Here is a 23,761-nt window from a genome sequence, read left to right as displayed (position 1 = left end):
CGATTAAGCGTCTTTTTTTGCACCCAATTTTTCTTTAATACGAGCAGACTTACCAGAACGCTCACGCAGGTAGTACAACTTCGCACGGCGTACATCACCACGGCGTTTCACTTCAATGCTGGCGATTAGTGGAGAGTGCAATTGGAAAGCACGCTCAACACCAACACCGCTAGAAATCTTACGCACGGTGAATGATGAGTTTAGACCACGGTTACGCTTAGCGATAACCACGCCTTCAAATGCTTGCAGACGCTCACGGTCGCCTTCACGAACCTTAACTTGAACCACAACGGTATCGCCTGGTGCGAATGCTGGGTGGTCTTTTAGTTGAGCGTTTTCGATAGATTGTACCAAAGGATGCTTGTTGCTCACAAGAATTCTCCTAAATAATCATGGCATAGGCTGAGTACTTTTTTGTGCAATGCACTGTGGTTAAAAAGTCGCTTACCATCGTTTTTAAAGACGATTGACTAATCAATCGTGTACCTGAACCACTCAGGCGAAAGTTAATCTTTGAAATCTTTTAGCCATTTGGCTTGTTCTTTGGTTGGTTCAAATGCCTGCCATAAGTCAGGTCGTCTGTCTTTGGTACGTTTGACCTGCTGCAAAAACCGCCATTTGGCAATATTGGCATGATGTCCAGAAAGCAGCACTTCTGGCACGCTTTGATTATGAAAAACCAGCGGTTTGGTATAATGAGGACAGTCAAGCAACCCATCAACAAAGGAGTCTTGCACCGCTGATAAATCATCGCCCATCACCGCAGGCAATCGGCGAATCACACTGTCCATCAATACCATGGCAGGCAGCTCACCACCTGTCAATACATAGTCGCCAATAGAAATTTCTTGGTTCACATAACAGTTAAGCAATCGCTCATCAATGCCTTCATAACGACCGCATAATAAAATCATGCCGTCCATATCCAGCATCTGTACTGTCGTCTGTTCGCACAGCGTTTTGCCTTGTGGGGATAGATAGACCACAGGGCATCGGCTCATTTGACAACCATGCTGGCTTGCCAATGCTTTGGCGTGCAAAATGGCTTTTTCAAGTGGCTCTGCCATCATGACCATACCCGGTCCACCACCAAAAGGTCGCTCATCAATGCGTCGATAATTATCCGTCGTAAAATCTCGTGGATTGATTAAATGTACCGTCGCCTGCTGACGCTTTAAGGCTCGCCCCACCACACCAAACTGAGTGATGGCATCAAACATTTCTGGCAAGATGCTGATGACTGCAAAAAACACGCTATTCGTCCAACGCCATCATTTAGTAGTCAGACCCCCATGCCACACGCATGGTTTTCTCAGCCAAATTCACCGACAAAACGATGTCTTTGTGCCAAGGGATAAGTCTTTCTTCATCATCAATACTATCGGCGGTTGGCTTGACCGTGATGATTTCATGAGCACCAGTCTCAAACAATGATTTAATCACGCCCAAGTTTTCTTCTTGTTCATTGATGACTGTCAAACCCACCAAATCCGACCAATAATATTCATCGTCATCAAGGGCTGGAAAACTGTCTTTATGCACCCAAATGGTCGTGCCATTCATGGTCTCAGCGACATTGCGGTCGGCAATTTCAACAAAACTTGCCACCAAACCAGCCCCTTGTGTTCGCCATTCTTTGACGGTTAAGGGTTTAAATCCTGTGGCGGTTTTCATCCACCAAGGCGACATTGCAAAAACACCCTCTCTCTCATCGGTTTCGCTAAATACCCATAGCCAACCTCTAATGCCATAAGGTTTTTTTAGGGTGGCAATCTTAATCAACTCAGACGCATCAGGCGGTGTTTGACGAGATGGATTAGGTGTAGCAGTATTCACAATGACAGCTCTTCGTTGTTCATTTTATTTATCATCTAAACCGTATTCATCAAATGATAAATAAAATTGAAATCGATTAAAATATAGCACAAAACGGTTTACGCTCAATCGAACGCAAACCGCCTGTCTAAGACTTAGGATTAAGCAGCTTTATTTAGCGCTTTTACCAAAGAAGCAACACGGTCAGAAGGTTGTGCACCTTTTGCAATCCACGCATTGTAGGCTTCTAGGTCGATACGAGTTTCAACTTCTTGACCACGAGCTAGTGGGTTGAAGAAACCGATTTTTTCGATAAAACGACCATCACGAGCTGCACGCTTGTCAGCAACAACGACTTGGTAAAAAGGACGCTTTTTTGAACCGCCACGGGCTAGACGAATAACTACCATGATAACTCTCTTGTACAAATAAAATTGTATGAAAATAACGAAAAATGTTTGCAAGAATTAGAGCATGATACAGATTCGATAAAGTTGAGGATGAGCCGACACGAACCTGAACCATTAAAGCCGTCATTATAGCAAGTATTTTGTCATCTTAAAAGCAAAAAATCTATTTTTGTGTAAATTATCTACAAAAGCCCAACAAAAGCTGTGATACAATGGGCTAATTGCGATTAGATGATGTGTTTTTCTTATGAATAAAAAAACAAACGCCACTTTGGGAAAATTTCGCCATCGCCTACACTCCAACACACTACGAACGGTCGTGGTGGTATTTTTTATCGTCTTTGTTAGTGTCTGGCTTTCTTTATGGTTATTTTGGAGAAGTCTGTATTTACCAGAGCTAAAAAATCATGCCAGTTATCTTGCCAGTGAAATTCGCTTGCTCACCACCGCTGATGACCGATGGTACGACAAACCTTTGGTTGTTGAATGGCTAAAACGCAACACACACATTGAAATCATCGATGACCCCAATGAGTTTCCCGATGTCAATGACAAACTCATCATCAGTCATGTTACCCAAATATTAGCTGACCAAATCTCAGCAGACTTGGGTCGAGAAGTAGAGGTTTATTTTAAGTTTAAACCCACGCCCAAGCTGTGGATTCACGATAGTGCCAATCCAAAGATTTGGATTCGTGAGCCCATGATGTTTTATTCGCAGTACAGCACGGGCGTGTTATTTGGTTTTGTCATTGGCTTGCCTTTATTGACCATTTTAACCATTCTTATTTTGGTGCGTGGGCTTAATCGTCCACTCAAAAAACTAGAAAAAGCCGCCAGTGATTATATCGAGCAAGGCTATGCCACCACCCTGCCCACTCAGACAGGTCCAAACGAGATTCGTCAAGTAAACACCGCCTTTAATCAACTGTTTACCACACTCAATCAATCTCAAAAAGAACGAATGATTATGCTGGCGGGCATCAGTCACGATTTGCGTACACCATTAACCAGAATGCGTCTGACCGCTGAAATGCTGCCTGACGAATTTTTCCGAGAGGGCTTAGTATATGATATTGATGACATGGACGCCATTTTGGAGCAGTTCATTTCCTTTATGAAAGATGGTTCTGATGAGGCGGTGCGACCAACCGACCTTGAAACCATCTTCAAAGAAATTATGATACAGTTTAGTGGTACTCGCTTTATTTATGAATCCACCGTCAATCAGTCTGTGCCAGTTCGCCCTCTTTCCATTAAAAGACTCATCATCAATCTGGTGAATAATGCCATTCGCTACGGCGAACAACCCATTCATCTACTGGCAAGCATCGCACCGCCCAATGACGATAGCCAATATCCGATGTTGATTTTGTGCGTCAAAGATGAAGGCGAAGGCGTTGCCGAAGACCAATTAGAACGCATCATGCACCCTTTTGAACGAGGAGAGTCTGCTCGTACCGTGCAAGGCAGTGGCTTGGGTCTGGCGATTGTTAGTCGTATTGCCAGACTTCATCAAGGAACGGTTGAGGCGGTAAATCACCCAAATGGTGGTCTGCAAGTCTGTGTCAAAATTCCTCTAAAATCGATTGCCTTTCAAGATGACTCACTAGAAGAAACCTTAGGCTAAACCAATAAAAAATCCCCATGCCTGACGCTGGGGATTTTTTGGTATGATTACATTAAGGTTTTTTCAGCCTTTTGCTGGGTTAGTTCATCAGCCACAATCACCACGCCCACCTGCTTAATCGGCCATCGCATCATAAATCTTGCACCACCAAGCGTTGGGCTTTCATCAACACTTAATTCAGCATTGAACCAAAATGCAATTCGACTAACAATGGATAAGCCCAAACCATAACCACCTGACGCACGGGTGCGACTGTCGTCCAAGCGTGCAAATGGCACAAATACCTTTTCTCGGTCAGCCTCAGCAATGCCTTGTCCATCATCTTCCACGCAGACATAGGCAGTGTCTTTATGAATGCCCGCACTCACCTTAACCGATGCGTTGGCATAACGAATCGCATTACCCACCAAGTTTTGTACCACACGATGCAGATAACGCCTATCCGCCATTGCAGCGACTTTGGGTGATGGTAAATCGGTCAAAATCTTAATGGGCTTGCCTAATGCATTCGTTTCTCGTTCGATTTGCTCAATCAACTCACGCAAGCCAACCATTTCCCAATCAAGTTTTGGCGAACCCTCTTCTAGTTTGGCGTAAGTCAAAATCTCATCAATCAGCTCATTTAAGGATTCGATGTCTTCATCAATATAGTTTTTTTGCAGTTGTCGAGACTCACCATCGTCTGTGTCCGCCAACATATCAACCGCGAAACGAATACGGGCAACAGGTGTGCGAAGTTCGTGCGACACAGCACGGGTCAGCTCTCTTTGTGCCTCAATCAATCGCTTAATATGAGCCGTCATTGCATTAAAAGTCATGGATAATCTGGCAATATCATCTTGTCCGATGACCTGCACTTTGGTGTCCAGCTTGCCAGATGACACCCGATCAACCCCAATTTGCAACAGACGCAATCTGCGTTCCAAAGGAAAAATCAAGCCATAAACCCCCAAGCCAATCAGCAGCATACAAGTTAATGCCACGCTGACCATAAGGTTAAAAGGTGCCCAATTAAACAGCTCAATCGGACCAATGACCATCGCTACATCTTCGACATTAGAAGCTGCCACGATAGAAATTTTGGAATTATGTAGCCCATTATCATTATCAAACATCAGCACAGGCTCGCCTCGTCTTAGCCTTGCAATTTGGTCTTGGTCAAGCTTAATATTGTCAAAATTGGTCAAAGCAATTTTATAAGAAAATTTTTGACTCAAAAATTCTAATCGAGCTTGTTGCTCTCGAATGCTTGGATAATACGCCAAATCATCTAGCACAAAAATCGTCAAAGCCCTAAGATGTCGTTCTCCAATCTGGCTCATTTTGACCGTCAATAGATTATCTTCGCCACTGATGCGATGAAAAATCACATATTCATTGCTGGTGGCAAGATAACGAACCACCGTCTTTTCTTCTTCAAGCAGTCGCCATTCTCTTGCTTTTAAATCAACCGAAGCAATGGGTACAACAGAAAATGAGTGTCCGAACAAATTGCTGGCATCAGAAAGCCTAAGCTGTCGTGCTTCTGGGGTTTTTTGTTTGGCAATTTCCTGACCGACCACATAAAATACCCCTGTGGCGATTTTTTCACGATAAGACTGCACTCGCTCCTGATTAAGCGTGTCCACCAAAAAATACGCAAAAAAACCCACGCAAACACAGACCAATAATAGACCTGTATAAATACGAAAAAAAATACTTCGCTCGGTCAAAGAAATCAAAGCCATAATCTTACATCTATTACAAATGATAAAAGCCAGCCATCAAGCCAGCTTTTATGTTTTTGGACATCATTAGTTGCCTTCTTTGACAAATAAATAGCCCTTGCTACGAACCGTTTTGATACGCTTAGGATTCTCTGGGTCATCGCCAATTTTTGGGCGAATACGAGAAATTCGCACATCAATCGAACGATCCTGACCATCGTACTCAATGCCACGCAGACGCTCAAAAATATCTTCACGAGACAAAATGCGACCAGAATTTGATGCAAGTAACCACAGCAAGTCATATTCTGCACTGGTAAAATCAACCAACTCGTCATTTAAGGTGACAGAACGACCGCCATTATCAATGACTAAATCGCCAAATTCCAAACGCTGTGGTGATTCGTCAGTAGGTGCAGAATCTGAGCGACGCAACAACGCACGAATACGAGCCAATAAAACTCGTGGCTGAACTGGTTTTGCCACATAGTCATCAGCACCCATTTCTAGACCTAAAACTTGGTCCATATCGTCTGTGCGAGCAGTCAGCATCAAAATCGGCTGTTGATAATGTGGACGGACTTCACGACATACTGTCAAGCCATCACTGCCTGGCAACATGACATCCAAGATGACCAAATCTGGTTGTTCACTGATGATGCGGCGAATCGCACGAGTTCCATCAGTTTCCAATGCCACATCTAAGTCATTGCGTCTTAGGTAATCCTGTGTCAATGTTGCCAATCTTTCATCGTCTTCCACGATCAGGATTCTTGGCATACCTTCTTTTTCAGGCGTTGCAGTCATCTTTTATCCTCAAAAACATCATCATTCATATGACGACAGACAATCTTTTAAGCACGGTTTTTGTATTTTTGGATTGTTTGTAGCTGTGCCACAGATTCCGCCAATGCTGCCAATGCTGCATTTGTTTGCAAAGTATTGCTTTGGTTGCTTAACATTTGTTCTGCTGCACGACGAGCTTCTGCAATTTTTACTTCGTCCAAATCGCCAGCTCGTTCGGCACTATCCGCCAAGACAGTGACTACATGTGGCTGTACTTCAAGCACACCGCCAGACACATAAATCACTTCCTCGCTGGTACCATCAGCAGATTTTAGACGCATCGCACCTGGTTTTAGCAAGGTAATTAGCGGTGTATGACCAGCCAACACACCAATCTCGCCATTATGACCTGTGGCGATTAGCATACTAATATCGCCAGCGTATAGCTCTTCACGAGCACTTACTACTCGGCATTTAAAAGTAGCCATATTTTTACTCCCAAAATGATAGGAAATAATCAATATCAAACCCATTCTGATGACCCTATGCCATCAGAACAGGTTAATGAATGCTTAGGCAGCTTTTAGTTTTTCAGCCTTAGCAATCGCTTCATCAATACCGCCTACCATGTAGAAGGCTTGCTCTGGTAGATGGTCGTATTCGCCTTCGATGATTGACTTAAAGCCAGCAATGGTATCACGCAAGGCAACATATTTACCTGGTGCACCAGTAAACACTTCCGCCACATGGAATGGTTGTGATAGGAAACGCTGGATTTTACGAGCACGATACACCACCAACTTGTCTTCTTCTGACAATTCGTCCATACCCAAGATGGCAATGATGTCTTTTAGCTCTTTATAGCGTTGCAATACTTCTTGCACACCACGAGCAACATTATAATGCTCTTCGCCAATCACTTGTGGGTCAAGCTGACGAGAAGTAGAATCTAGCGGATCGACCGCAGGATAGATACCTTGTGAAGCGATGTCACGGCTTAGTACTACTGTTGCGTCCAAGTGAGCAAAAGTTGTTGCTGGTGATGGGTCGGTCAAGTCATCAGCAGGTACATATACCGCTTGTACAGAAGTAATCGAACCAGATTGGGTAGAAGTAATACGCTCTTGTAGCAAGCCCATTTCTTCTGCCAATGTCGGCTGATAACCTACCGCAGAAGGCATACGACCTAGCAATGCTGATACTTCTGTACCCGCCAAAGTATAACGATAGATGTTATCTACGAACAATAGAACATCGCGACCCTTGCCAGTGGTTTCATCTTTTTCATCACGGAAATATTCCGCCATGGTCAAGCCAGTCAATGCAACACGCAGACGGTTTCCTGGTGGCTCATTCATCTGACCATAAACCATTGCTACTTTCGACTTGGTAAAGTCTTCGGTATTAACAACACCAGCCTCTTGCATTTCGTGATAGAAGTCGTTACCCTCACGAGTACGCTCACCCACACCAGCAAATACAGACAAACCTGAGTGTTTCAATGCGATGTTGTTAATCAATTCCATCATATTAACGGTTTTACCAACACCTGCACCACCAAACAAGCCTACTTTACCACCCTTAGCGAATGGGCATAGCAAGTCAATTACTTTGATACCAGTTTCTAGCAATTCGGTTGAGTTTGATTGCTCATCATAGCTTGGTGCTTCACGATGGATAGACCATTTTTCTTGGGCATTGACAGGACCTGCTTCGTCAATTGGGCGACCAAGCACATCCATAATACGACCAAGGGTTGCTTGACCAACTGGAACAGAAATCGGTGCACCAGAATTTGATACGGTCAAGCCACGCTTTAAACCTTCAGTTGAACCCATCGCAATGGTACGAACAACGCCATCGCCCAACTGTTGCTGAACTTCTAGGGTTGTTTCTGTACCATCGACATGAAGTGCGTCAAAAATCTGTGGCACTTGACCGCGGTCAAACTCCACATCAATAACCGCACCGATAATTTGTACAATACGACCACTCATAATATTCTCCAATGTCTTATCTTATTGGGCAATGCCAAACTTAGCTTGATTGTCGGTCTCTCTAAATGTGTAATTAGAAACCACCCCGTTGGCGTTAAACAAAATAACCAGCTCTTTGGTTTTGACATTATCTCCCAAAGAAAAAACATTATAAGGGATAAAATTTCTCGCCATTGGCTTTGATCTAGAATGACGATATGTCCAAATTTCATTACCACTATCAGTAAATGAAACAGAGTCGGCAGCACCAAATCTGTTTAAAACTTCTTGTTTGGTGGTTTTTGATTTTACAATCACAGAATCAATGCTCTGCTGCGTCTGATCTTTGATAGCAACATTGCCAGAAGTAGCACAGCCAGTCGCCAATACAGCAACTAAGCCAGCCATCGCCAAAGAGCGAGTCATTGTTTTCATTATTTATTCCTTACCATGTTTAAAAATTCACATGAGACACAATGTCTGATTTGATCATGAAACAGCTGCAGCACCGCCAACAATTTCCGAAATCTCTCGGGTAATCGCTGCTTGACGCAACTTGTTATAAACCAACTGTAAATCTTTAATTAAATTACCAGCATTATCTGTGGCGGCTTTCATTGCCACCATACGAGCAGATTGCTCAGAGGCAATATTTTCTCTAACCGACTGATAGACGATGGATTCAATATAACGCAACAGCAGACTGTCAATCAAAGTCTTGGTGTCAGGCTCGTAGATATAATCCCAGCTATGCGACACTTGCATTTCTTCATCAAACTCACCCTCTGCCAATGGTACAATTTGTTCAACCACTGGTTTTTGTGCCATTGCATTGATGAATTGGTTATACACCAAGTAAATGCGATCCAAATGACCATTTGTGTAATCATTTAGCATGGTTTGCACAGGTGTACTAATTTGTTCAAGCGATGGATTATCGCCATAATCTGTCACAACACAAGTTACTTTGCCACCAAAGTTTCTGAAAAAACTAACACCTTTTGCACCGATGACAGCAAATTCAACTTCTACCGATTGCTCTTGGTAGCTTTTTACTTTTTTCAGTAAGTTTTTGAACAGGTTGATGTTCAAACCGCCTGCCAAACCACGATCAGATGTTACCACCACAAAACCAACACGATTTACAGGGCGGCTTACCATATATGGGTGCTTATAGTCTGATTGTGCCTGCACCAAATGCGAGATAACTCGACGCATTCCATCAGCATAGGGACGACCAGATTCCATTCGCTCCTGTGCACGACGCATTTTACTGGCAGCCACCATTTGCATTGCACGCGTGATTTTTTGCGTACTTTTGATGCTGGTTACTTTTGCACGTATTTCTTTTAAGCTTGCCATAATTATTCCAATACTGGACTTATTCTTTAAATGGGTTTATGGTGCGTTAACAACTGATGTTTAACACACCATAAACCTTGCTCATAAACAGCTTAGAAGCTGTGAGTAGCCTTAAATGATTCAACTGCTGCTTTTAGACGACCTTCGATATCGTCATTATAGTTGGCAGTCTCATCAATTTCTGTCATCAAGGCAGCGTGCTCGCTACGCAGATAACGCAAGAAGCTCTCTTCAAATGCACCAATCTTCTCAACTGGTACATCTGCCAAGTAACCTTCGTTAGAAGCATAAATTACCGCAGCTTGATCAGCAATAGACATTGGTGCGTATTGTTTTTGCTTCATCAATTCAGTAACACGAACACCGTGTTCTAGTTGTTGCTTGGTAGCGTCATCTAGGTCAGAAGCAAACTGAGCGAATGCTGCAAGCTCACGATACTGTGCCAATGCAGTACGGATACCGCCTGATAGTTTTTTGATAATCTTAGTTTGGGCTGCACCACCAACACGAGATACCGAGATACCAGCGTTTACCGCAGGACGGATACCTGAGTTAAATAGATTTGATTCTAAGAAAATCTGACCATCAGTAATAGAAATCACGTTAGTTGGTACGAATGCAGAAACGTCACCTGCTTGTGTTTCAATGATAGGCAATGCAGTCAATGAACCTGTTTTACCTTTAACTTCACCATTGGTGAAAGCTTCCACATAGTCGGCATTGACACGGCTAGCACGCTCCAATAGGCGTGAATGTAGATAGAATACATCGCCTGGATACGCTTCACGCCCTGGTGGACGGCGTAGTAGCAAAGAGATTTGACGATAAGCAACAGCTTGCTTAGACAAATCATCATAAACAATCAAAGCATCTTCGCCACGATCACGGAAGTATTCGCCCATTGTACAGCCAGAATACGGCGCGATGTATTGCAATGCTGCTGGTTCAGAAGCAGATGCAACAACAACAGTGGTGTATGCCAACGCACCAGTTTCTTCTAGTTTGCGTACGACATTAGCAATGGTAGAACGCTTTTGACCGACAGCAACATAGATACATTTGATGCCAGAATCTTTTTGAGCGATGATGGCGTCGATTGCCAATGCTGTTTTACCAGTTTGGCGGTCACCAATGATAAGCTCACGCTGACCACGACCGATAGGAATCATGGTGTCAACCGCTTTATAACCAGTCATGACAGGCTCATCAACTGATTGACGAGCAATAACGCCCGGAGCGATTTTTTCAACTTTATCGGTAAGTTTTGCATTGATTGGGCCTTTGCCGTCAATTGGGTTACCCAACGCATCAACAACACGACCTAATAGCTCAGGACCTACTGGAACTTCCAAGATACGACCTGTGCAATATGCTTTTTGACCTTCTTGAAGGCTCAAATAGTCGCCTAGTACAACAGCACCAACAGAGTCTTGTTCAAGGTTTAGAGCCATGCCATAAACATTGCCTTCAAACTCAATCATTTCGCCGTACATAGCTTCTTCTAAGCCATGAATTTGTACAATACCATCAGACACACTGACGATAACGCCTTCAGTTTTTGCAGTTGCGCCTACGTCAAGGTCTTGAATACGCTGCTTAATCAGATTGCTGATTTCGGCTGGATTCAATTGTTGCATTGCCTTGTTTCCTTTAATTTCAACAACTTACCACTTTAAGCGGTAAGCTGAGTTTTTAATTGTTTTAACTTGCCACGCACCGAGCCATCGGTAAACTTATCGCCAACCTTAATGGTTGCCCCACCGACAAGACTTGCATCAACAGCTTCGTGTAAAATGACGATAGAGCCTGTTGAAATTGCAAGTTTCTCTTGCAGGGTTTTTCGCTGGGCTTCTGTTAGCGGATAGGCCGAAGTAACATAAGCGTCAACCTGTTTTAGCTCTTGTGATTTTAGCTTACTATAATGAGCATGAATTTCTGGCATCAATGCCAAACGGTCATGTTCAGATAGCTGTTTGGTAAAATTACCTAACGCCTGAGTAGCTTGCTCTGCTGATAATTTCCCAAAGGCATCTAATAACACATCTGCCTTTTGACCTGCAGAAATGGCTGGATTGCTTAACAATGAAGCAAAAGATTCATCGCGTACAATGCTACTTGCAATCGACAAGAAAGACTCCCATTCGTTGATTGCATTTTGCTCTTTAGCATAGTCAAATGCTGCTTTGGCATATGGTCTTGCTAAGGTAGATAGTTCAGCCATGATATCCTCTAATTACAGCTTAGCCGCCAACTGGTCAAGCATGCTGGCGTGTTCTTGTTCATTGACTTTGTCTTGCAAAATCTTTTCTGCACCCAAAACAGCCAATTGAGCGACTTGCTTTCTAAGCTCTTCACGAGATTGGGCAACTTCTTGCTCAACAGTCGATTTGGCTTGGGCAATGATACGCTCGCCTTCAAGGCGTGCTTGAGCTTTTGCATCTTCAATCATCTGATTGGCGGTTTTGTTTGCACGCTCAATGATGGAAGCTGCTTCTGTTTTTGCTGCAGCAAATTCTTGTTCAACTTGCTTTTCAGCAGAAGCCAAATCTGCTTTGGCTTTTTCGGCGGCATTTAAGCCTTCTTCAATTTTGCGTTGACGCTCATTAATCGCGCCGATCAGTGGCGGCCATACGAATTTCATGCAAAATAGCACAAAAATCGCAAACGCAATCAACTGACCGATAATGGTTAGATTGATCATCCAATCACCTCGTTGTTAGTGAAAGTCAGGTGATAATCCATCTTTGTGACTTGATTAAACCACAAAGATGGTTCGTGTAAACTGACAGTTTCAGCTTATGCGAATGGGTTGGCGAACAATAGTAGCATTGCGATACCAACACCAATCATTGGTACGGCGTCAAGCAGACCTGCTACAATAAACATTTTAGTTTGTAGTTGTGAGCCTAGTTCTGGCTGACGAGCAGTGCTTTCAAGGAATTTACCGCCTAGGATAGCAAAGCCGATACCTGTTGCTAGTGCACCTGCACCGATTAGTAGAGCTACTGCAAGTAGAGTGTACTGAGCGATTACTGGATCCATGATGTCTCCTTATGACCTATAAATCAAGAGTTGTTAAAAAGTGTTCAATTAATGTTCGGATTCTGCTGAAATCAACGACAGATAAACAATCGTCAACATCATAAATACGAACGCCTGAAGTGTAATAACCAAAATATGGAAGATTGCCCAAGGCACTGACAATGCCCACTGAATCCAAAACGGCATCAGTGCAATCAAGATAAAGATAAGCTCACCTGCGTACATGTTACCAAATAGACGCAGACCCAATGAGATAGGCTTCGCCAATAGAGTAACAATTTCTAGTACTAGGTTGATTGGGATTAAAATGGCTTGCAAGATTGGATTCTTAGCACTAAACGGGTGCAAAGTAAATTCCGCCACAAAACCACTCACGCCTTTATATTTCAGACCAAAGCCGATAATCAAGAAGAATACACCAATCGCCATACCCAAAGTGATGTTAGGGTCAGTAGTTGGTACAATCTTAAAGAATACATGATGCGGATCATGCCCCATCGCCTCACCAACTTTCATAGCCAAAGTTGGAATCCAGTCGATAGGCACAAGGTCCATCAAGTTCATCAAGAAAATCCACACAAAAATTGTCAAAGACAATGGTGCGATGAGTTTTGATGGTCCATTGTATGATTCACGCACGCTATTATCGACGAAATCAACAATCATCTCAATAAAGGCTTGAAACTTAGTTGGAACGCCAGAAGTCGCCTTGCGACCTACCGCCCAAAAAAGCAGCAAAAAGAAAATACCCAAACCAATCGACCATAGCATCGAATCCACATGGATTGCCATAAAGCCCATCTGTGCTTTTTCGGTGGCATCGTGTGCCACTTTCCAGCCAAGCTCTGGGTGGTATCCATAAGTCCAATTGGTCAAATGGTGAGCAATATATTCAGTAGATGTCTGTTCGCCTGCCATAATAAGCTTCTTATATTAACTCAAACAAAAGAAAAATTGGTCGCAACCAATTCAAAAGAGTTACTATCTAGCACTTCAATCCATTATTACACTGATTGAGTTTCTCAATCGTACTTCCCTTGTCCTAACACTCATCATGACAAATTCGATACTTAAAAAATTGATACAATCAATCGCTTTCACGATTTTTGTTCGGTGAAATTCGTAACAATAAATTGCATTTGTAACTAGCAATATCTTACTGTAATGTTGGCTATATGTAAAGAGAAAAAAGCAAAATTTATAACTAAGATTTCTTAAATTGATGATATTTTTTCATAAATTGGCGATTTATCATGCAAATTGCCATAAATCATTGATGAACTTTTTCAATCATTGGTATTGATTAAATTTTATTTTTGACCAATAAAAATGCCATTGCTTGTAGTAATTGCATGACAAAATAGCCAACGATGACCGCCCAAACAGCATCAGTGCGAAACTGCCAAAAAATAACCGCAAAACCCAGCAAAGACACCGCCCATTTTAGCATCTGTCCTAAATATAAATTATGAACAATCTGCTCACGATGTCTGATACTGGTATCTTTATAAGCGAACCAAGTAAAAATATGATGAGCCAAATAAGCCAATCCCATGCCCAACGCCATGCCTTTGGTGACCAAACCACGCTCTTCATGCCACCAGATGATGTCCAGCACAAACACGACCGCCAGCACGCCCAAGGCCAGCCATCGTTGCTGCTTTTGGGCTTGTTGGACTAAGTGCTTTTGATTGGGCTTAGCAGGTCTCATTGTTGTATTTTTGATGATAAAAAAATTGGGCAGATTCTAGCATTTTATGCCAGCCTGAGCAATCATTTGCGATGAGAATCACGGCTTAGCACAAGCAACAAGGCTGTTTGCCAACGCCTGCCATGCTGCCACAAAATCTTCTTCGCCATCGCTCATGTCTTCTTGATGAATGCTGGTTTTGACATTGCCAAGCTTGTTTTTTATGCCGTCTGAGACATCATTTTGTGAGGCTAAGCACATCTGTTTGGCTGGACGATGTTCATTAAGAAGGCGAAATTGGCTTGCTTTTGGTGCAAGATGATGGTCAGGCGTTAATGCTCCTGCAAATTTTAGCCCGATTGCCTGCTCGATATATTGAAAAGAGTCATGATACGCCCAATACGGCAAGGACTGCTGCTGGTCAAAAGTCGCCACAACTTCGTCCAGTCGTTTGGCAAACTCTTGGGCATTATTGGCATATTGCTCACGATATTCTGGATTGGCATGTCCATGAATGACCGCCAACGCTCGCACGATGGCTTTGGCGTTTTGTGGATCTAGCCACAAATGCACATCTTGGCTGTCTGCTTTTGCCGTTCCATCTAAATTTCTTAGAGGCAAACGGCGAAAAGCGTCAAAGTCAAGTAAGGCAATATCATTGGGTGCGTCAGCCAAAGTTTTGACCAAATTTTGTTCCAAATCCTGACCAAACCACACCACAAAATCACTCTCTTCAATCAGCTTGACTTTACTGGGCGACAAGGAGCCATGATGCCCAACATCACCAGCTTCCAGCAATATTTTGGCATCGTGATTACCTTTGGTGACTGCATTACTTAATAGTGCCAACGGATAATTACTGACGCTAACCACGCCCGCTGTCGCCACCTGCATCAAAGAAACACCCACCGCCAATGCAAGTATGGCTAATTTTTTAATCACGGTCATCACCCTCAAACTATATTAAAAATCAAATAAGAAAAATCATTATAGCATAATTTATAAAATATGATACAATGTATTATTTAACGATAGTTTTTGAGAATGACTATTTTTTATTACAATTTTGCTACGAATTGATGGGCAAAAGAGAATTTTCATTGATAGAAAAATATGAGCATCTTGGCTATAATATAACTTACTGTTATATATTTTATCTTTTTTATCAAAATTGGGCATACTTATGAATCAACATACCCATCATTGCCATCATCACAATGTGTATCACGAACACGACCACAATCCAGCCACTCGTATGGCAGAAGCCAAAGCACACTGTCTAGAACGAGGCGTGCGTTTCACACCACTTCGTGAACAGGTTTTTGAGCTGATTTTGGAGGCCGACAGACCAATGGGTGCGTACGATTTAATCAGTGCCTTGCAAGTCAAACGCCAAGATGACCCCATCAAATCTGGCAAAAATATCGCACCACCAACTGTTTATCGCTCGCTAGAATTTTTATTGGACGAGGGCTTGATTCATCAGCTAAGCTCCATCAATGCCTATGTGCCATGCTGTCACCCACGCTCACAGCACGCTGCGGCATTTTTGATTTGCAATCGTTGCCAAAAGGTCGAAGAATGCAGCAATCCACCCGTGCAATCTATCCTAGACTTTGCCACCAATGATGCCAGCTTTGCCGTTGAACGCACCGTCATTGAGCTAAAAGGCATTTGCCGTGACTGCCAAGCACACTAATCAAGCGTTGATTGAACTACATGACATCGGCTATCGTATTGATGGTCGGGATTTGTTGCACCACATCAATTTACAAATCCTGCCAAACGAGATGATTAGCTTGATTGGCCCTAATGGAGCTGGTAAATCCACTTTGGTAAAAATCATCTTGGGTTTAATCCAGCCAACCGCAGGGCAAATTCACAAACAAAGTCAAGCCATCAGCTATGTCCCGCAGCGATTTAGCGTACCAAATGTACTGCCGTTACGAGTGCAAGATTTGCTTGCTCAGGCTGACAAAAAACGCCTAAATGCACCGCAAACAGACCATGTGTATCAACAACTCAACATCACGTCCCTGCTAACCCGTCAAATTCACCATCTGTCTGGTGGCGAAACACAGCGGGTTCTACTGGCAAGAGCTTTGCTGGATAAGCCAGATTTGCTGATTTTGGATGAGCCAATGCAAGGACTTGACCCAGAAAGCGAGGCATGGCTGTATCAATTCATTGACCAAATGCCTGATTTTTTGCAATGTGCCATGTTGGTGGTTTCACACGATTTGCATTGGGTACTCAAAGGTTCTCGCAGAGTGATTTGTCTTAATAAACACATCTGCTGTCAAGGTGTGCCAAGCCAAATTACCGAAGCACCTGAATTTATCCAATTATTTGGCTATCAAGCACCCTACATTCATCAGCACACACATTGTGAACATCATCCAAATCACTCATTATGAACGAATGGCTTCCCATCATCGCCCCTGCTTGGATTGCAGGTTCAATCTTGGCTCTACTATCTGCACCGCTAGGCTGTTTGGTGCTGTGGCGTCGTATGGCGTTTTTTTCAGATACGCTGGCTCATGGTGCATTGCTGGGAGTGGCGTTGGCAGTTTGGCTCAACCTGCCTGCTGATTTAGGCATTGCCATCATCAGTTTGCTGGTCGTGATTGTATTAACCTTCCTAAAAGACAGCCGACTGCCAAATGATGCCTCCTTGGCAGTATTGGCGGCAACACTACTGTGTTTAGGCTTATTAACCCTAACCCAACTGACTCAGCAACAAGCCAATGTCTTGGGGTTTTTGTTTGGCAATCTATTAGATATTGACTGGGCGGATTTGCCACGACTTGCCAGCCTAGTGCTGCTTGGGCTTTTATTTCTTAGATGGATTTGGTCAGCACAGGTCAAACTTGCCACCTCAGAAGCCCTAGCACAAATTCAAGGCATCAACCCAACCAAGCAGTATGTATTCTTTATGGGACTGCTGGCTGGATTTTGTGCTGTTGCCTTGCAGGCGGTTGGTAGTTTACTCATCAGCGGACTGCTGATTTTGCCCGCCTTAATCGCCAGATTGCTGGCTCGCTCGCCAACGATGATGGTGGTTTTATCCGTCATCTTTGCCCAAATCGCCGTCACACTTGGCATTTGGGGTAGTGTCTGGCTGGACATTCAGTCAGGGCTTGCCATCGTACTGGTGCTGGCATTGGGGTTTTTTGGCTTATTCATCATCAATAAGCTGGGTATGCGATGAAACCCATTATCATTCCCCATCGCTCCTCTACCTTCCACATCGCTCAAATCAGCGATTTGCACTTAACCGACACCGCCTTTGATAACCCAACCGTCCAAAATTTTCAAGCGGTGTTGGCACTTGCTCTTGCCAGTCAGCCAGATTTAATACTCCTGACAGGCGATTTGGTGAATGATGGCAATAGCACCATCTACGACTGGCTATTTGGGCAATTACACCAAACAAACATACCCTTTTTTGCCATTGCAGGCAATCATGATGTGACACATGAGATTGGCGTGCATTTACCGTTTGAACAGCGATGGCACTTGCCAATCACGGCTGATGACCGCTTGCGTCATTGTCAGCAGCTACTCATTGGCGATACAACACCTTATTGGCAAATTTTATTACTAGATTCATCGGTATTGGGGCAAGAACATGGGCATTTGGACGCACAAGCTCTTGCTTGGCTGGATAGAACTTTGGCAAATCAGCACGCACCTGCAATCATTGTACTGCACCATCACCCCGTTGCCGTTGGGTCGGCTTGGATTGATGCCTTGATGTTAGATAATGCTCATGAGTTTTGGCAAGTCATCGACCAACACCCTCATGCACAGCACATCATCTGTGGGCACGCTCATCAAGCCCACACCCTAACCGCTCCCACACGCCACCCCTGTACCGTGCTGACCTGCCCTGCGACAGCTCGACAATTTTTGCCATTTTCTGACACATTTTGTCTTGATGCTCAAACATCTGGCTTTCGATGGATTTGTCTAGACACCACACAAACACTCAAAAGTTACATAAAACGGCTATAAATTCACGATTTTTTACCAAAATTACAAAATAACATTGGAAAATCCTGTTTTTTTTGTTAAATTAGGCAGTCCTCTTATTGAGTGCCTGCTCTGCCAACCTTTGGCACTTGCACCATCATTTACCAAGGAAATTTGGCATGAATACAATAACCAATTTTACCCCTTATGAGCCAGCAAAAGACGAAGAATACATGTCTGATGGTCAGTTAGCACATTTTCACAGCATCTTGACCAACTGGCGACATGAACTAATCACGGAAGCTGAACGCACCAAAAATTATATTCATGAAGAAACCAATACCATGCCAGACATCAACGACCGTGCCACCCAAGAAGAAGAATTTGCTTTGGCATTGCGTACCAGAGACCGTGAACGCAAGCTGATTCGCAAAATCGAAAAATCATTGGCAGAAATTGAGTCAGGCGATTATGGATTTTGTGAAACTTGTGGCACAGAAATCGGTTTGCGTCGCCTAGAAGCTCGCCCAACCGCCACTCAGTGCATCGATTGCAAAACCCTATCTGAAATCAAAGAAAAACAAAATTTGGGTTGATTGGGCATGGCGATAACCACTCCCATCGGTAGGTTTGCTCCATCGCCCACGCACCATTTACATTTAGGCTCGCTGACCACTGCGGTGGCGAGCTTTTGTCATATCAAGTCGCTGGGCGGTCAGTGGCTACTTCGTATCGAAGACATTGACTTGCAAAGATGTAAGCCACAATACGCTGACAGCATTCTAAATGACTTAGATAAACTGGGTCTGCATTGGGACGGTGAGGTCATCTACCAATCCAATCGCTTAGACATCTACCAAGCATATCTTGATGAACAACTAAAATCACTCAGTTATGCCTGTCATTGTTCCAGAAAACAGCTGGACGCTCATCGTGCCAGCAATCCTGTTCCCCAAAGTCTTAATAGCCCCATCATCTACCCAAGATTGTGTTTGCACGCTCAGCACGATTGGCAGCACACCGACAGCAAGATTCGCTTGCAACTGCCCGATGTGGCGACGGCATTTGTTGATGGTATTCAGGGTATTATCTGGGATAATCCTGCCAAAAGTCTGGGCGATGTGGTGGTCAAACGCCAAAATGGGCTATTTAACTATGTACTGGTCTGTGCCATTGATGATGGACTTCAAGGCATCACACATCTGATGCGTGGCATTGACATCATGCCCATGACAGTCGCTCAGCTACACATCATCAAAGTTTGTCGATTGTCTTTGCCCAATTATATTTATCATCTGCCTTTGATTTATAATACCGATGGACAAAAACTTTCCAAGCAAAATCTTGCCACACCCATTGATACCACACAACCTGCCCAACTGCTTTATCAGGCATTGACGCTATTGGGTCAGCCCACAGATTCTGATATGCCAAATGCCCGCCCCAAAGAGATTTTGGATTTTGCTGTTAAACATTGGGATAATACCCCTTTGCTTGGGCGTACCCACTTGGCATACGGTCAATAAAAAACGCCCAATTCATGGGCGTCATCATAATCAATATCTGCTGTTTTCTTTATTCAAAAAGATGGATTCGCTTTTTTTGTCCACCTGTAAAATATAGCCAACCATCATCAACATAATCAGTATAGACGAACCGCCATAGCTATAAAATGGCAAGGTCAAGCCTTTGGTTGGCAATAGACCCATGTTCATGCCTGCGTTAATGACCGTCTGCCCAAAGATGATGACCGCAAAACCAAAAGTGGTATAGCTTAATCTTAGCTGGCGGCGTTTTAGAGCGGTGTAGCTGATTGCCATAATAGAGGCAATGATTAAAAACTCCAATAAAAGCACAAACAATACACCCAGCACGCCCAATTCTTCGGCTGTAATGGCAAGCAAAAAGTCAGTGTGTGCTTCTGGCAAATGCGATAATTTCTGAACACTATCGCCATAACCTACCCCTGTCACGCCACCACGCCCAAAGGCAATCAAACTATTGGCAAGCTGATAACCTGTATCCTGTACATCACTAAATGGGTCTGACATCGCCATCACACGCTCACGGCGATAGCTACTTGATAAGGCAAAGACCGCAAACACACTCGCTGCCGAGCCAGCTGCAATCACAATATGACGCACTGGTACCCCAGACACAAAGATGATGACCAATGCTGTCGCCACCACCATCACAAAGCTACCATAGTCAGGCTGTGCCATCAATAGCACCACCGTAGGCAAAAACCAAATCGCCAACCGCCAACTTTGCATCAGGCTTTCACGCACATCAGCCGAACGACGCACGACATATTCTGCCGTCACCAAGACCATCACCGCTTTACACAGCTCCGCCACTTGAAAATTCAGCACCCCAAGACTAATCCAGCGAGTTGCACCGTTAATCTTTGAGCCTAAAATCAAAGTGGAAAATAGCAGTGCCAGCATCGTGATGAATGACGCCACCACAAAGCCAAACGAGCAGTACAGTTTCAACGGTACTTTATACACCGTCCAACCTGCCATCAAACCCAGCACCACATACATCAGCTGATTACGAAAAAAATACATCTGATGCAGTTCATGTTTGGTTGCAAACGGAATGGACGCTGATGCAATCATCAACAGGCTTAGGCTGATGAGCAAAAATAAACTGACCACCAACACCGTGCTCGCCTTAGGCAAAAAAGACAAGCCCTCGACACGATTCACCGAACCTGCCATACGGTCTTTAAATAAATCAAATAATGAACTGGACATGAATGCCAACTTTGCTAAAAATCATGGATAACTTGATATTATAAACCAGTTTTTGCCCCTTGTGTGATTTTGGATTAACAAAAAACAACAAATGCTAAGAACGCACAAAAAAGCAGGCACAAGACCTGCTTTTTATCATTTAAGCGTTATAACGATTTGACCAGTTCAACAAATCTATCGCCTCGTTCGCCATAATTTTTAAATTGGTCAAGGCTAGCACAAGCAGGAGATAATAGCACCGCCTTAGCATCACTTTGGCTGGCAAGCACGACCGCCTTATCCAAGATGGCCACCTGATGTAGTCTGTCCGCCAGATTGGGGTATTTACCAAGCAAATCCTGCTCAATCAGTGCTGCATCTGCACCAATCAGATACACGCCATTTGCCCAGCGATACACCTCATCAGCCAGCTGCCCAAAATCCTGCCCCTTGCCTTGACCACCCAAAATCAACGCAAGCGACTGCTCGCCATAGACCACGCCCAAGCCATCAATGGCGGCAAGCGTTGAGCCAATGTTAGTGCCTTTTGAATCATTAAAATAAGCCTTGCCAGCCACCTCATCGACATATTCACAGCGATGTGGCAAGCCCTTAAAATTCACCAAAGTATCAAGCATTGCCGTCATTGGCAGACCGACTGCTTGCCCCAATGCCAATGCAGACAAGGCATTAAGTAAGTTGTGCTTGCCTTTGACTTTTAGGCGGTTGGCATTTAGCAAAACCTCTTGTCCATGACACAAGACCAGCTCGCCTGCCATCTGTGCCAAAGAAAAATCCGCTGGCTGGTCAGACTGACTGGCGGTCGTGATGATTTTGGCAACTTTGGTCAAAGATTGCTGGCACTCTTTGGCAAGGGTAGCGTCATCTTGGCAAATCACCGCCGCTTTTGCTCCTTCAAAGATTTTTAATTTTTGGGCAAGATAATCTGCCATGCCATCATGACGGTCAAGATGGTCGGCTGAGATATTTAGCACGGTCGCCACATCAGCAGATAAGTCATAGATGTGTTCAAGCTGAAAACTGGATAATTCTAGCACCACCATTTGCAGCCCTGCGATGGTCAGCAGCTCTAAGGCTGGCGTGCCGATATTGCCGCCCACACCAACCACAACGCCTGCATTGGCTGCCATTTGTCCAACCAAAGTCGTTACCGTGCTTTTGGCATTCGACCCTGTGATGGCAATGATGGGAGTGTGTTTTGCCTGTTTTTGGTCAATCTCTTTTAGAGTCTCAATAAAAAGCTGTACATCGCTGATGACACGCACGCCTGCCTGCTTAGCGTCCACAACCGCCTTGATGCGTGGGTCAACACCTGGACTGATGATGATACAATCACTATCCAACAACATTTGCCCATCAATCGCCCCAAAAGCACGCATCACACCAGATGGTAATTTATCCGCCAATGCTGGGGCAGGATTTTGGTCAGTGACAGCAACCTGATGCCCCTGTGCCGCCAAAAAATTAACCGCCGATAAGCCTGAACCGCCCAGACCAATGACCGTGTACCGTTGTGCATTCATGATTGTTTCCTATTTTGATGAATGATTTGGGTTATTGTAGCACTTTTTTGGGATAATACGGCAAATTATCCTCATTCAAACCTTGCCATTTGATGTAGATTTTGGCAAAATTGCCCATATTGGGTAACCAACAAACGAATTTTCAAGGATTCTTATGAAACTGATTTCTGCGATTATCAAGCCATTTAAGCTAGACGATGTGCGTGAGGCATTGTCCGATATTGGTATCAACGGCATTACCATCACCGAAGTCAAAGGATTTGGCAGACAAAAAGGTCATACCGAGATGTATCGTGGGGCAGAATATGTCGTGGATTTTTTACCAAAAATCAAAATCGAAGTCGCCTGTCCAGATACCATGGTTGATACCATCATCGAAGCCATCATATCGGCTGCTAATACTGGTAAGATTGGCGATGGCAAGATTTTTGTTACCCCATTGGAGCAAGTCATTCGCATTCGCACAGGCGAGCTTAACGATGATGCACTATGATGACACAAAATATTCATTCATCACAAATTCATCGCCATCAAAAAACGCACCGAAATTGGTGCGTTTTTTACTTGAAAAAATCTTAGATTATTTCTTTTCCCAAGTTTGTGAACCTTTTAGGGTTTTTAGGGTTAGGCTCTTACCGTTTAGGGTAATGTCTGCTTTGACCGCAGGAATGATGCCCCAGCGAGGGTCTTTGGCACGACCTTCGTACTTGCCGTTGCCTTTGGCAACCACATCAAACAATACTTGTTTATTGACATAGGCTTTGGCTTTTTCGGTTTGACCAGAAGTTACCACGCCAACAAACTTACCGCTTTGCTCACTGATGGTCACAACCGCTTTTGGCTTACCATTTTCTGACATTTGCCAGTTGCCTGCGATTGGGTCTGCTGCCAATGCAGCGGCTGAGAATGCGATACCAGAGGCAATCATAGCGAATTTGGTGGTTAGCTTCATTGTTAGCTCCTATTTTTTTAAAAAGATGATAATTTAACAATCCATCAAGACACACCCGCCATCACAGCCAAGCACACCATTGATGTCAATGACTAAACACTGTTTTCATTGTCATCATATCATTTGTTTTGATAA

Annotated in this window: 28 protein-coding genes; 8 read left to right on the top strand and 20 right to left on the bottom strand. The window is 43.8% G+C overall.

Annotation, left to right across the window (positions count from 1 at the left end; all coding sequences use genetic code 11):
- Positions 1-3: 3 nt before the first annotated feature.
- From rplS to rpsP, 4 genes are all read right to left on the bottom strand, one after another.
- Positions 4-372 carry a 50S ribosomal protein L19 gene (rplS, locus tag LU297_RS06675; RefSeq protein WP_263075771.1) on the bottom strand — a complete coding sequence of 123 codons (369 nt, stop codon included), beginning with the start codon at positions 370-372 and terminating at the stop codon, positions 4-6.
- 134 nt (positions 373-506) lie between these two features.
- Positions 507-1,253 (bottom strand): tRNA (guanosine(37)-N1)-methyltransferase TrmD, encoded by a 747-nt coding sequence (gene trmD, locus LU297_RS06670; RefSeq protein WP_263075770.1) that lies wholly within the window; start codon positions 1,251-1,253, stop codon positions 507-509.
- Between the two features lie 22 nt (positions 1,254-1,275).
- Positions 1,276-1,836: a ribosome maturation factor RimM gene (gene rimM, locus LU297_RS06665; RefSeq protein ID WP_263075769.1), complete on the bottom strand. Its 561-nt coding sequence runs from the start codon at positions 1,834-1,836 to the stop codon at positions 1,276-1,278.
- 140 nt (positions 1,837-1,976) lie between these two features.
- A complete protein-coding gene (rpsP, locus tag LU297_RS06660) occupies positions 1,977-2,225 on the bottom strand; it encodes a 30S ribosomal protein S16 (protein ID WP_263075768.1) in 249 nt (82 codons plus the stop codon).
- Positions 2,226-2,472: 247 nt separating this feature from the next.
- On the opposite strand from rpsP, the gene LU297_RS06655 reads away from it, so the two are divergent.
- Positions 2,473-3,855, top strand: coding sequence for an ATP-binding protein (locus LU297_RS06655; RefSeq protein ID WP_263075767.1), 1,383 nt, complete (start codon positions 2,473-2,475; stop codon positions 3,853-3,855).
- A 47-nt stretch (positions 3,856-3,902) separates the two neighbouring features.
- Here the strand turns inward: LU297_RS06655 and LU297_RS06650 are convergent, their stop codons facing one another.
- The 13 genes from LU297_RS06650 to LU297_RS06590 form a co-directional block, all read right to left on the bottom strand.
- Positions 3,903-5,582: an ATP-binding protein gene (locus LU297_RS06650; protein WP_263075766.1), complete on the bottom strand. Its 1,680-nt coding sequence runs from the start codon at positions 5,580-5,582 to the stop codon at positions 3,903-3,905.
- 66 nt (positions 5,583-5,648) lie between these two features.
- Positions 5,649-6,341, bottom strand: a complete 693-nt coding sequence (locus tag LU297_RS06645) for a response regulator (protein WP_432806286.1) — start codon at positions 6,339-6,341, stop codon at positions 5,649-5,651.
- A 74-nt stretch (positions 6,342-6,415) separates the two neighbouring features.
- Positions 6,416-6,835 carry a F0F1 ATP synthase subunit epsilon gene (locus LU297_RS06640; protein ID WP_263075764.1) on the bottom strand — a complete coding sequence of 140 codons (420 nt, stop codon included), beginning with the start codon at positions 6,833-6,835 and terminating at the stop codon, positions 6,416-6,418.
- Between the two features lie 84 nt (positions 6,836-6,919).
- A complete protein-coding gene (gene atpD / locus LU297_RS06635; protein ID WP_263077350.1) occupies positions 6,920-8,347 on the bottom strand; it encodes a F0F1 ATP synthase subunit beta in 1,428 nt (475 codons plus the stop codon).
- 18 nt (positions 8,348-8,365) lie between these two features.
- A complete protein-coding gene (locus LU297_RS06630; protein ID WP_263075763.1) occupies positions 8,366-8,758 on the bottom strand; it encodes a hypothetical protein in 393 nt (130 codons plus the stop codon).
- 54 nt (positions 8,759-8,812) lie between these two features.
- Complete coding sequence (gene atpG, locus LU297_RS06625; RefSeq protein ID WP_263075762.1) at positions 8,813-9,685, bottom strand: F0F1 ATP synthase subunit gamma; 873 nt, start codon at positions 9,683-9,685, stop codon at positions 8,813-8,815.
- Positions 9,686-9,777: 92 nt separating this feature from the next.
- Positions 9,778-11,322 carry a F0F1 ATP synthase subunit alpha gene (gene atpA / locus LU297_RS06620; protein WP_263075761.1) on the bottom strand — a complete coding sequence of 515 codons (1,545 nt, stop codon included), beginning with the start codon at positions 11,320-11,322 and terminating at the stop codon, positions 9,778-9,780.
- 35 nt (positions 11,323-11,357) lie between these two features.
- Positions 11,358-11,906, bottom strand: a complete 549-nt coding sequence (locus tag LU297_RS06615) for a F0F1 ATP synthase subunit delta (RefSeq protein ID WP_263075760.1) — start codon at positions 11,904-11,906, stop codon at positions 11,358-11,360.
- 12 nt (positions 11,907-11,918) lie between these two features.
- A complete protein-coding gene (locus LU297_RS06610; protein WP_263075759.1) occupies positions 11,919-12,386 on the bottom strand; it encodes a F0F1 ATP synthase subunit B in 468 nt (155 codons plus the stop codon).
- A 95-nt stretch (positions 12,387-12,481) separates the two neighbouring features.
- Positions 12,482-12,727 carry a F0F1 ATP synthase subunit C gene (gene atpE, locus LU297_RS06605; RefSeq protein ID WP_003658962.1) on the bottom strand — a complete coding sequence of 82 codons (246 nt, stop codon included), beginning with the start codon at positions 12,725-12,727 and terminating at the stop codon, positions 12,482-12,484.
- A gap of 48 nt (positions 12,728-12,775) precedes the next feature.
- Positions 12,776-13,645 carry a F0F1 ATP synthase subunit A gene (gene atpB / locus LU297_RS06600; RefSeq protein ID WP_263075758.1) on the bottom strand — a complete coding sequence of 290 codons (870 nt, stop codon included), beginning with the start codon at positions 13,643-13,645 and terminating at the stop codon, positions 12,776-12,778.
- A gap of 385 nt (positions 13,646-14,030) precedes the next feature.
- Positions 14,031-14,438, bottom strand: a complete 408-nt coding sequence (locus LU297_RS06595) for an ATP synthase subunit I (RefSeq protein ID WP_263075757.1) — start codon at positions 14,436-14,438, stop codon at positions 14,031-14,033.
- 78 nt (positions 14,439-14,516) lie between these two features.
- The gene (locus LU297_RS06590) at positions 14,517-15,365 is read right to left on the bottom strand and encodes a metal ABC transporter solute-binding protein, Zn/Mn family (protein WP_432806247.1); all 849 of its coding nucleotides are present in this window, start codon (positions 15,363-15,365) and stop codon (positions 14,517-14,519) included.
- A gap of 235 nt (positions 15,366-15,600) precedes the next feature.
- On the opposite strand from LU297_RS06590, the gene LU297_RS06585 reads away from it, so the two are divergent.
- From LU297_RS06585 to gluQRS, 6 genes are all read left to right on the top strand, one after another.
- The gene (locus LU297_RS06585) at positions 15,601-16,116 is read left to right on the top strand and encodes a Fur family transcriptional regulator (protein WP_263075754.1); all 516 of its coding nucleotides are present in this window, start codon (positions 15,601-15,603) and stop codon (positions 16,114-16,116) included.
- A 25-nt stretch (positions 16,117-16,141) separates the two neighbouring features.
- Complete coding sequence (locus LU297_RS06580) at positions 16,142-16,834, top strand: metal ABC transporter ATP-binding protein (protein WP_432806285.1); 693 nt, start codon at positions 16,142-16,144, stop codon at positions 16,832-16,834.
- On the top strand, positions 16,831-17,628 hold the full coding sequence (locus tag LU297_RS06575; RefSeq protein ID WP_263075752.1) for a metal ABC transporter permease: 798 nt from the start codon (positions 16,831-16,833) through the stop codon (positions 17,626-17,628). The genes LU297_RS06580 and LU297_RS06575 overlap by 4 nt, the downstream gene beginning before the upstream one ends.
- Positions 17,625-18,434, top strand: coding sequence for a metallophosphoesterase (locus LU297_RS06570; RefSeq protein ID WP_263075751.1), 810 nt, complete (start codon positions 17,625-17,627; stop codon positions 18,432-18,434). The genes LU297_RS06575 and LU297_RS06570 overlap by 4 nt, the downstream gene beginning before the upstream one ends.
- Before the next feature lie 137 nt (positions 18,435-18,571).
- Positions 18,572-18,988, top strand: coding sequence for an RNA polymerase-binding protein DksA (gene dksA / locus LU297_RS06565; RefSeq protein ID WP_263075750.1), 417 nt, complete (start codon positions 18,572-18,574; stop codon positions 18,986-18,988).
- A 6-nt stretch (positions 18,989-18,994) separates the two neighbouring features.
- On the top strand, positions 18,995-19,918 hold the full coding sequence (gluQRS, locus tag LU297_RS06560) for a tRNA glutamyl-Q(34) synthetase GluQRS (protein WP_263075749.1): 924 nt from the start codon (positions 18,995-18,997) through the stop codon (positions 19,916-19,918).
- A 30-nt stretch (positions 19,919-19,948) separates the two neighbouring features.
- On the opposite strand, the gene LU297_RS06555 is transcribed toward gluQRS, so the two are convergent.
- Together LU297_RS06555 and murD are read right to left on the bottom strand one after the other, a co-directional pair.
- Positions 19,949-21,151, bottom strand: coding sequence for an FtsW/RodA/SpoVE family cell cycle protein (locus LU297_RS06555; protein WP_263075748.1), 1,203 nt, complete (start codon positions 21,149-21,151; stop codon positions 19,949-19,951).
- A gap of 146 nt (positions 21,152-21,297) precedes the next feature.
- Positions 21,298-22,674: a UDP-N-acetylmuramoyl-L-alanine--D-glutamate ligase gene (murD, locus tag LU297_RS06550; protein WP_263075747.1), complete on the bottom strand. Its 1,377-nt coding sequence runs from the start codon at positions 22,672-22,674 to the stop codon at positions 21,298-21,300.
- Positions 22,675-22,828: 154 nt separating this feature from the next.
- Between murD and LU297_RS06545 the strand changes: the two genes are divergently transcribed.
- Entirely contained in the window at positions 22,829-23,167 is a 339-nt protein-coding gene (locus LU297_RS06545) for a P-II family nitrogen regulator (RefSeq protein WP_263075746.1), read from the top strand.
- Between the two features lie 87 nt (positions 23,168-23,254).
- Here the strand turns inward: LU297_RS06545 and LU297_RS06540 are convergent, their stop codons facing one another.
- Positions 23,255-23,626 (bottom strand): DUF2147 domain-containing protein, encoded by a 372-nt coding sequence (locus LU297_RS06540; RefSeq protein ID WP_263075745.1) that lies wholly within the window; start codon positions 23,624-23,626, stop codon positions 23,255-23,257.
- Positions 23,627-23,761: the final 135 nt, after the last annotated feature.

Source organism: Moraxella nasicaprae (assembly GCF_025643275.1).
Classification (GTDB): Bacteria; Pseudomonadota; Gammaproteobacteria; order Pseudomonadales; family Moraxellaceae; genus Moraxella; species Moraxella nasicaprae.
This window is presented reverse-complemented; position numbering and strand designations above follow the sequence as displayed.

Coding starts and splice junctions, on each gene's coding strand:
- LU297_RS06630 (WP_263075763.1), bottom strand. CDS start 8,758: ATGAAAACAATGACTCGCTCTTTGGCGATGGCTGGCTTAGTTGCTGTA.
- murD (WP_263075747.1), bottom strand. CDS start 22,674: ATGAATGCACAACGGTACACGGTCATTGGTCTGGGCGGTTCAGGCTTA.
- LU297_RS06570 (WP_263075751.1), top strand. CDS start 17,625: ATGAAACCCATTATCATTCCCCATCGCTCCTCTACCTTCCACATCGCT.
- LU297_RS06615 (WP_263075760.1), bottom strand. CDS start 11,906: ATGGCTGAACTATCTACCTTAGCAAGACCATATGCCAAAGCAGCATTT.
- atpG (WP_263075762.1), bottom strand. CDS start 9,685: ATGGCAAGCTTAAAAGAAATACGTGCAAAAGTAACCAGCATCAAAAGT.
- atpE (WP_003658962.1), bottom strand. CDS start 12,727: ATGGATCCAGTAATCGCTCAGTACACTCTACTTGCAGTAGCTCTACTA.
- LU297_RS06545 (WP_263075746.1), top strand. CDS start 22,829: ATGAAACTGATTTCTGCGATTATCAAGCCATTTAAGCTAGACGATGTG.
- LU297_RS06655 (WP_263075767.1), top strand. CDS start 2,473: ATGAATAAAAAAACAAACGCCACTTTGGGAAAATTTCGCCATCGCCTA.
- atpB (WP_263075758.1), bottom strand. CDS start 13,645: ATGGCAGGCGAACAGACATCTACTGAATATATTGCTCACCATTTGACC.
- atpA (WP_263075761.1), bottom strand. CDS start 11,322: ATGCAACAATTGAATCCAGCCGAAATCAGCAATCTGATTAAGCAGCGT.
- LU297_RS06595 (WP_263075757.1), bottom strand. CDS start 14,438: ATGAGACCTGCTAAGCCCAATCAAAAGCACTTAGTCCAACAAGCCCAA.
- LU297_RS06610 (WP_263075759.1), bottom strand. CDS start 12,386: ATGATCAATCTAACCATTATCGGTCAGTTGATTGCGTTTGCGATTTTT.
- LU297_RS06555 (WP_263075748.1), bottom strand. CDS start 21,151: ATGTCCAGTTCATTATTTGATTTATTTAAAGACCGTATGGCAGGTTCG.
- gluQRS (WP_263075749.1), top strand. CDS start 18,995: ATGGCGATAACCACTCCCATCGGTAGGTTTGCTCCATCGCCCACGCAC.
- rpsP (WP_263075768.1), bottom strand. CDS start 2,225: ATGGTAGTTATTCGTCTAGCCCGTGGCGGTTCAAAAAAGCGTCCTTTT.
- LU297_RS06650 (WP_263075766.1), bottom strand. CDS start 5,582: ATGGCTTTGATTTCTTTGACCGAGCGAAGTATTTTTTTTCGTATTTAT.
- LU297_RS06640 (WP_263075764.1), bottom strand. CDS start 6,835: ATGGCTACTTTTAAATGCCGAGTAGTAAGTGCTCGTGAAGAGCTATAC.
- LU297_RS06645 (WP_432806286.1), bottom strand. CDS start 6,341: ATGCCAAGAATCCTGATCGTGGAAGACGATGAAAGATTGGCAACATTG.
- LU297_RS06590 (WP_432806247.1), bottom strand. CDS start 15,365: ATGACCGTGATTAAAAAATTAGCCATACTTGCATTGGCGGTGGGTGTT.
- LU297_RS06585 (WP_263075754.1), top strand. CDS start 15,601: ATGAATCAACATACCCATCATTGCCATCATCACAATGTGTATCACGAA.
- LU297_RS06540 (WP_263075745.1), bottom strand. CDS start 23,626: ATGAAGCTAACCACCAAATTCGCTATGATTGCCTCTGGTATCGCATTC.
- LU297_RS06575 (WP_263075752.1), top strand. CDS start 16,831: ATGAACGAATGGCTTCCCATCATCGCCCCTGCTTGGATTGCAGGTTCA.
- dksA (WP_263075750.1), top strand. CDS start 18,572: ATGAATACAATAACCAATTTTACCCCTTATGAGCCAGCAAAAGACGAA.